This window comes from Dolichospermum sp. UHCC 0352, from assembly GCF_009711925.1.
GTDB classification, from domain to species: domain Bacteria; phylum Cyanobacteriota; class Cyanobacteriia; order Cyanobacteriales; family Nostocaceae; genus Dolichospermum; species Dolichospermum lemmermannii.
In genome coordinates, this window is record NZ_VIKY01000096.1 from 1 (window position 1) to 8,102 (window position 8,102).

The 8,102-nt window shown below is 38.2% G+C and carries 6 protein-coding genes; 4 read left to right on the forward strand and 2 right to left on the reverse strand.

The genetic code is table 11. From position 1 onward, the window contains the following. Positions 1-189 precede the first annotated feature (189 nt). Positions 190-918, reverse strand: a complete 729-nt coding sequence (locus tag FJR06_RS06270) for a hypothetical protein (protein WP_015078459.1) — start codon at positions 916-918, stop codon at positions 190-192. A gap of 314 nt (positions 919-1,232) precedes the next feature. After that, positions 1,233-2,819, reverse strand: coding sequence for a 4Fe-4S ferredoxin (locus tag FJR06_RS06275; RefSeq protein WP_015078458.1), 1,587 nt, complete (start codon positions 2,817-2,819; stop codon positions 1,233-1,235). Between the two features lie 821 nt (positions 2,820-3,640). Between FJR06_RS06275 and fdxB the strand changes: the two genes are divergently transcribed. From fdxB to FJR06_RS06295, 4 genes are all read left to right on the forward strand, one after another. Beyond that, on the forward strand, positions 3,641-3,934 hold the full coding sequence (gene fdxB / locus FJR06_RS06280; protein WP_015078457.1) for a ferredoxin III, nif-specific: 294 nt from the start codon (positions 3,641-3,643) through the stop codon (positions 3,932-3,934). A 431-nt stretch (positions 3,935-4,365) separates the two neighbouring features. Next, positions 4,366-5,301 (forward strand): cytochrome c oxidase subunit II, encoded by a 936-nt coding sequence (gene coxB / locus FJR06_RS06285; RefSeq protein WP_015078456.1) that lies wholly within the window; start codon positions 4,366-4,368, stop codon positions 5,299-5,301. Positions 5,302-5,350: 49 nt separating this feature from the next. Then, positions 5,351-7,024, forward strand: coding sequence for a cytochrome c oxidase subunit I (gene ctaD, locus FJR06_RS06290; RefSeq protein ID WP_168632683.1), 1,674 nt, complete (start codon positions 5,351-5,353; stop codon positions 7,022-7,024). 179 nt (positions 7,025-7,203) lie between these two features. Then, positions 7,204-7,800, forward strand: a complete 597-nt coding sequence (locus FJR06_RS06295) for a heme-copper oxidase subunit III (RefSeq protein WP_015078454.1) — start codon at positions 7,204-7,206, stop codon at positions 7,798-7,800. The last annotated feature ends 302 nt before the right edge of the window (positions 7,801-8,102 follow it).

An 8,102-nucleotide genomic window follows, 5' to 3' on the forward strand; every position in this document is an offset into this window, starting at 1 on the left:
TCCAAATGCTTCGCCCGTACAGTTGTCAGTTGTCGGTTGTTACCAAAAAATTGTACAGCGCCAATCCCTCTCTTGTGAAGGCAAGTAACTAGTTGCTTGTTTGCTAATTTTCCTTAATGGATGCTACGGAGTAGAATTCAGGTGTTAGCAGAGGTCTAGCAGGTCTAAACTTCTGCTTAGTCCTATCTTCTAAAACCCACGGAAGTTATAACCAACTCCCAACAAAACCCCGACATCAGTTTTACTAAAAAACCCAGCATTGACAGCGGCTGTGGCGGTTAATCTACTATTGAGAGGTACGTCTATACCACCAGTGACTAACAAAGCAGTTTCAGATTTATCGCCTGTTTTAATGACTGCACCTAATCCAAGATAAGGAGCTATGGGTAAAGCTTCTGTAAATGGATCTGGTGATTTAAAAGACAAGTCATAAGTGATAGGGACGAGAAATGTTGTGTTTGATCCTAGTATTACTGATGGTCTGACTGATAGAGTTTTGGTAACACCAATTTTACTAATGACAGTAAAGTTACCATCACTTAGGTCTGAAAAGCCACCGGAAGCACCAACGTTGAGACCAACACCGATGTAGCTACTACCACCACGAGTGGCTCTACCTATGCCAATTGGACTTTGTGCGATGCGATTAGATGGTTGTGTTTTTTCACTGGCTTCTGTAGAACCAGAATTGAGCATAACTGATGAAGTTTCTACTGTTCCTGGTATGGGTGTGATTGTTCCACTGGCTATTTCTTCTGTAGCAACGGTGAATATTGATGTTTGGTGGGTGGGAAGAATAATTGTTTCTGGCTCAACTGTCTGAGCATTTACGGAAAGTCCGCTCCCTAAAATTACCAAAGCTGCAAGACTTGGTAAGGTTAAAAAACTTTTACGAAAAATAATATTACTCACGTTCACTCCTCACTAGATTTAAGATTGACACCATCATCTTGACAAATTTCCTTAATACTCATCATTTAACACGAAAAATCAAAATTTGCATCTTGATTTTGTTTAATTAACTAAGTTGTGAGCATTGGTAACAGTTTAAGCAATACCTTTGCCAAATTGAAAAAAGCCTTGATTAATATTTAGGGTTGTTCGCGTTGCGAGGAAAATAGTGCGTATTTATACGGGAATTATAGGCATCCGTCATAACCAAACAAATGTGTTGGGTTGCGCTATCGCTTAACCCAACCTACAAAAAATAGCGGAGGTATTGCTTAATTGTTTTAAGAGATATCTAGCAATTGTCTCAGAAGCATTTGATCGTCTAGTTTCGCTTTTAAACGACCTTTTTCCACGTCACGAATCCAGCTTTGGCTTTTTTCCATCAGCTTTGCTAATTCCCTTTGGGAAAGGTTCATTTTTTTACGTCCTTCTGTCACCTGTTCCCCCAATAAATTACCTGTTTGTTGATGATTACTTTTGGGTTTAGTGGTGCGACGTTGTTTTTTATCTGATTCTGAGCGGTTTTCCCAGTCTGGAGGGAGTTCAAAAGATAAAATTCGGGCATTCAGAAGCAAATTCCATTTACCACGTGGTCCGCTGTCTGTGAGACGATTTTCACCACTACCATCATTAATCCAAAATTCTAAAGCTTCCTCTGGATCTTCAGGGATATCAACTAATTTTGCCCACAAAGGTTGAATTTCTGGGGGATAGGTAACAGGATCAAATAATGGCTTTACTCCATAATGATTGAGAACTTCTAAATCATTTTCATAGGCTTTAAGGAGGCGTTTACGTTCTTCCCTGTGTCTAGAAGCTTGAGTCACTTTTTCCTCACCATAAGCAACGCGCAGCAAGGTAGGAATAGTAATCCTTTGTTCTCTACCCATTTTGGTTTTAAATAATAACCAAAGCATAAGTCTCACAGCCCCTTCATGTTGTTGCCACAGACTCATAACTGTGGTTAATAGGGTTTTGGGAAGACTGCCATACTGATAAAATGTGGTGCGTTCTTTGCATCCTTGTCTGTTGAAGAAATGTTGTGTCCAAATCCCAGCTTTGACTGTAAATGTCAGTCCGACTAAATATTTACAACCTTGATCATCTTCTTGAAAATGGTGCTGAGTATCTGTCAAATTCCATAGATAACTATCTTTAATAGAAAAACTGGGAACTCTACCCTGTTGCGGCCAGTCAATAGAAACCATGAGAGAACAAGTTTGATAAACGATGTTTTTAATTAAACCAAGTTTGGTGCTTTTGCTGAGGTCTTTACGTTTTTCTAAGCCCAAATACTGTTCAATTTGTCGTTCATCAATTGTAAATTCTTCTTCCCAAGGTTGATCTAGGGCTGTGATTTGAGCAGCAAAAATGAGATGGATACAAGCAGCACGAATGTCTAGATAATCAATTGCTTGTAAATTATCAGCGCGGTTATTAGCTGGAAATAGGTCTTGGATCTGAAAGGAAATTGTCCCTCGTCCTTGATTAACTGAGCGACTGTAATGTAAATTACCCTCCTCATTTTTTTCCCATTGTAAAGATGTTCGTTGCGCTAGTAAATTACAAGCTTCCCAAATAACTATTGCTGACGCAAAGGGATTATTCTTACCATTAGAAAACAAATCTGGACTAGTCGCATCACGTGGTTCAACTTTGCATCTTCCTTTTTTTGCGTGTGTAGGTATAGGCGCATTTGTTGGACAAGCAATCACACATTGTGGTTGTAAATAATAACCCTCACAATTATTACAAAGGGCAGGATCAACCCAATATTCATCATCTTCGATTTTGATTGCACCCGTAGGACATAGGGGTCGGCAGTTGTCACATCCCACGCAACTGTTGTTAGGAATTATATGTGGCATAGGAACTGTTCCTACTTTAATCGTTGAGATGTTTGGCTCAAGTCTCCCCTTAATGTGTCCAATTGATTCATAACTTGCTACCAAATTACCTCTATAACGAGAAGATATTTTTCTCGCCTGATTAATTACTGATATGGTTAATGAAGCCAGATTTTGTAGCTATTTATATTTTGCAAAGTTAGGCTTCATTGCTTCTTCATTAACTATAATTTTCATAAAGATTTCAATAAGATTGTTCGGGATGAGCTTGGCAGGATTTCTTAATATTTACCTGAATATTTACTGTCATAATGTTTGGTTTGGGCTATATAAATTATGCTAAATGTTTTTGAGTAACATCTTATAGGCGGGAATGGGTAATTAGTAATAAAGAATAGAAAACAAAATGGTTCAAAAATAGAGGAAATGATTTTTTAAAGTTTGTGTTTACTAATACCGTCAGGAGAATATTTTTATCTAATTAGAAAATATTTGCAAATAGGAAGTCAATTAAGCCAATAATAATCTTTGACAATTGATTATTATTCTTGTTACATAAGATATCTTTAGGCTAATTTATCAAGCTCTATTGAGAAAATAAATTTAAACACAATTCTAGAAACCTTTGACTAATAAGCTTTCTATTCAAGCACACTACGTAAATTTATCAATAAGTAATATCATTTAATATTTTGAACTAATTAAAAATAAATAATATTATTTAGCAAGTCATCAAAATTTGACAAAAAGTTAATTTTTGTGATTGAAAAAATGAAATCTCAGGCTAGTATGAAGATTAAAGGATTAACTAACATCTAGCTAAAATTGCTGAGGTTTTATTCATGGCTACATTAACAGGATTGACTTATGGTGGTAATGCTTGGACTCCTAAATTTGCTCAAGAAATAGATAAAGAAAAATGTATTGGTTGTGGCAGATGTATGAAAATTTGTGGTCATAAAGTTTTAGCTTTAATGGCTTTGAATGAAGAAGGTGAATTTGTAGTAGATGAAGATGAAGAAGAAGTTGAACGGAAAGTAATGGTTATTGCTAATCCAGAAAACTGTATTGGTTGTGAAGCTTGCGCTCGGATTTGTTCCAAGAATTGTTACAGTCATGACACACTAGATAAATAACATTCTTGGTAATACGGTGTGATGTTTTGCAAAACACTGGTTATTTTTGTCAAGTTTATCAGCAAGGTAATTAGAGGGGAATCTCGATATTGATCGCAACTGATGAAAAAGTTCGCAGTAAACAGAAACGTAAATCTTCAGTTGTTATCATCTAAAAAAATCATACTTGCTACTATTTTTTCTGCTGCTATTTGATTTATGAAAATATCAACTCTCAAATCCTCGATTTCTTCAAGAAGTCGGGGATTTTGTAGTTATCAATATGAAAAAATATGGAAGTTTACCCATTTTTTATTAGTTACAAGCTAGAACAGTAATAGTGAAAATATCAAAGATTGTCTTATCCTCAGAAAATAATTCTGTGGCTACACAAACAAAGTCTATCTTCACTGACTATTGTTTTATTAATGTTTACAAAGCAGGTAGCATTCATGCAAAAAGTTCCTGTTTCGCTGTGGACACTGTTAGCTGGGATGATCATAGCCCCTATCAGTATCTGGGTTGGTCAAAATCATCATTTATTACCGGAAGCAGCATCGCAACAAGCACCTTTGGTAGATGGTTTTTTCAATCTCATGTTGACAATTGCGGTTGCTCTTTTCTTAATTGTTGAAGGGACGATTCTGCTGTTTCTAGTTATCTATAGACGACGCAAAGGAGATAACTCTGATGGTACACCTGTAGAAGGTAACTTGAGTTTAGAAATTTTTTGGACGGCAATTCCTACGGTAATTGTGATTGTTTTAGGTATTTATAGTGTTGATATTTATAACCAAATGGGTGGTTTTGGTGTCGGTAGTCATCCTCACCATGAGTCAGCAGGTGCTATGAATGTTAGTCAAATAGCTAATATTGGGATTGGTGAAAATCCGCAAACCAAAAATAAACCGGCTGATTTGGTTGTAGATGTTAAGGGTATACAGTTTGCGTGGTTATTTAATTACCCTGTAAGTGGTATTTCTGCTGGAGAATTGCACGTTCCTGTTGGTGCTGATGTGCAATTGAATTTATCCGCAGATGATGTGATTCATTCTTTTTGGGTTCCCCAATTTCGTCTGAAACAAGATGCTATTCCTGGAGTTCCTACACAACTGCGATTTACAGCTACAAAAACTGGTACTTATCCGGTAGTTTGTGCAGAATTGTGTGGTGGTTATCATGGTTCAATGCGGACAGAGGTAATTGTTCATGAACAACAAGATTTTGATGCTTGGATGAATGAAAACCAGATTGCAGAAAATCAAGATATAAATCATATAATAGCTGTGAATTTGGAGAATTTATCGCCGTCAGAATTTCTTGACCCCTACATTCAAAATTTGGAAGTAACTCCAACAAATCTTCAGTCATTAGTTATGAGTCATTAGTAATTATTAGCTAATAACTGAAAACTGACAAAAGACAACTCACAAAAATATGACACAAGTAAATTTTCCAGTTAATCCCCCACCTGATGCAAGCGAATCAACAACCCGGCTGATTACTCATAGTTCTCATCCCCCAGCCTGGAAAGTTCGAGATTATTTCACATTTAATACTGATCACAAAGTTATTGGGATTCAATACTTGGTGACAGCCTTTGCATTCTATCTAATTGGTGGGTTAATGGCGATCGCCCTTCGCGCCGAATTAGCCACACCGGACTCGGACTTTCTTGATCCAAATCTGTACAATGCCTTCATGACAAATCATGGCACAATCATGATTTTCTTGTGGATTGTTCCCAGTGCAATTGGTGGATTTGGTAACTATCTAGTCCCATTAATGATGGGTGCTAGAGATATGGCTTTTCCTAAATTAAATGCGATCGCCTTTTGGTTAAATCCCCCCGCCGGATTATTATTATTAGGTAGTTTTATCTTTGGTGGTTCTCAATCAGGTTGGACAGCTTACCCACCATTAAGTCTAGTTACCGCCAACAACGCCCAAACAATGTGGATTTTAGCGATTGTTTTGGTAGGAACTTCTTCAATTTTAGGTTCACTTAACTTTGTCATCACCATTTTGATGATGAAAGTTCCCAGCATGAAATGGGATCAAGTTCCCCTATTTTGTTGGGCAATTTTAGCAACTTCTATCCTTGCCCTTTTCTCTACTCCCGTATTAGCAGCCGGTTTAGTTTTGCTGTTATTTGATATTAACTTCGGCACATCCTTCTTCAAACCAGATGCAGGTGGTAACGTCGTTATTTACCAACATTTATTTTGGTTTTATTCCCATCCGGCGGTTTATTTAATGATTCTGCCGATTTTCGGGATTATGTCCGAAATTATTCCCACCCACGCCCGGAAACCGATATTTGGTTATAAAGCGATCGCCTTTTCCACAGTCGCTATTTGTGTCGTTGGTTTATTCGTTTGGGTTCACCATATGTTCACCAGTGGTACACCCGGTTGGATGCGGATGTTCTTCACCATTTCCACACTCATAGTTGCAGTCCCCACAGGTGTGAAGATCTTCGGTTGGGTAGCAACTCTCTGGGGAGGAAAAATCCGTTTCACCAGCGCCATGTTATTCGCCATTGGATTACTTTCCATGTTCGTCATGGGCGGTTTAAGCGGCGTAACCATGGGAACAGCCCCCTTTGACGTTCACGTTCACGACACCTATTATGTAGTCGGTCATTTCCACTACGTCTTATTTGGTGGTTCAGTCTTTGGGATTTACGCAGGTATCTATCACTGGTTTCCCAAAATCACCGGCAGAATGATGAACGAAACCTGGGGACGAGTTCATTTTGTCCTCACCTTCATCGGCACAAACCTCACATTCCTACCCATGCACAAACTAGGGTTACAAGGAATGCCCCGCCGAGTTGCCATGTATGACCCCCAATTTACCAGCTTAAACCAGCTTTGCACCATTGGCGCAATCCTTTTGGGTATTTCTGTCATTCCCTTCGCCTTAAACGCCATTTTCAGTTGGAAAAACGGTGAACTCGCAGGTGATAACCCCTGGGAAAGTTTAACTTTAGAATGGACAACCTCTTCCCCACCCATCATTGAAAACTGGGAAGTTCTACCCGTTGTTACTCATGGACCTTATGACTATGGTCATGATAAATCATCGCTAACAGAACCCGTCAGTTGAAACGCAAACATAATTTATCCGCCTTGTACTCAAGTACAAGGCTAATAGTAAAAGTCGGTTAAACCCGACTGGAAAATTGGAATTTTAGTCCGTTTTAACGGACTTGGGCTATGAGACTGGGAATTTATTCCCAGACGGGTGAGGAAGCTAATTGAGAACCAAATACTAGGAATAATAATATGACTGCAATTACACCAATTGAACATCATAGCGACGGGCATGAAGAACATCCAGATTTACGAGTGTGGGGATTAATCACATTTCTCGCTTCTGAATCATTAATGTTTGGTGGATTTTTTGCCACCTATTTGTTTTTTAAAGGGACTACAGCAGTTTGGCCACCAGCAGGAACAGAAGTAGAATTATTTATCCCAGCCATTAACACGATCATCCTCGTTTCTAGTAGTTTTGTCATTCACTTTGGTGATATGGCAATTAAAAGAAATAGTGTGGGTTGGATGCGGTTTTGGTATTTTATCACCGCAATTATGGGGGCTGTATTCCTAGCTGGTCAAGTTTATGAATACATGAATTTAGGTTATGGATTCACTACCAATGTTTTCTCTAATTGCTTTTATTTAATGACAGGCTTTCACGGTTTGCACGTCTTTATTGGATTGTTATTAATTTTGGGTGTATTATGGCGTTCTTTCCGTCGTGGTCATTATTCTGCTACTAAACATACAGGCATCGAAATGGCGGAAATTTATTGGCACTTTGTGGATATTATTTGGATCATTCTCTTCACATTGGTGTACCTGCTCAATATTTTGTAAAAATGGGTAATGAGTAATTACTGGAGTTTAAAAAATTCCTACTCAAAAAATATCCCAATCCTCATGACAAATGTAGGGGTAAAGCAAAAGCTCATAGGTGTCAACTTAAGTTAAAAATGGCTTATCTGTTTGCTTCCACACCCGTCAGGGAATAAATTCCCTGTCTCATAGCTCAAGTCCGTTAAAACGGACTAATAAATTTTCCTAAGAGGATGTTTGAAAACTTTTTCGTGTGGGATCTGACACCCGCAGATCCCCCTAAATCCCCCTTAAAAAGGGGGACTTTGAGGAATTTAGCCCCC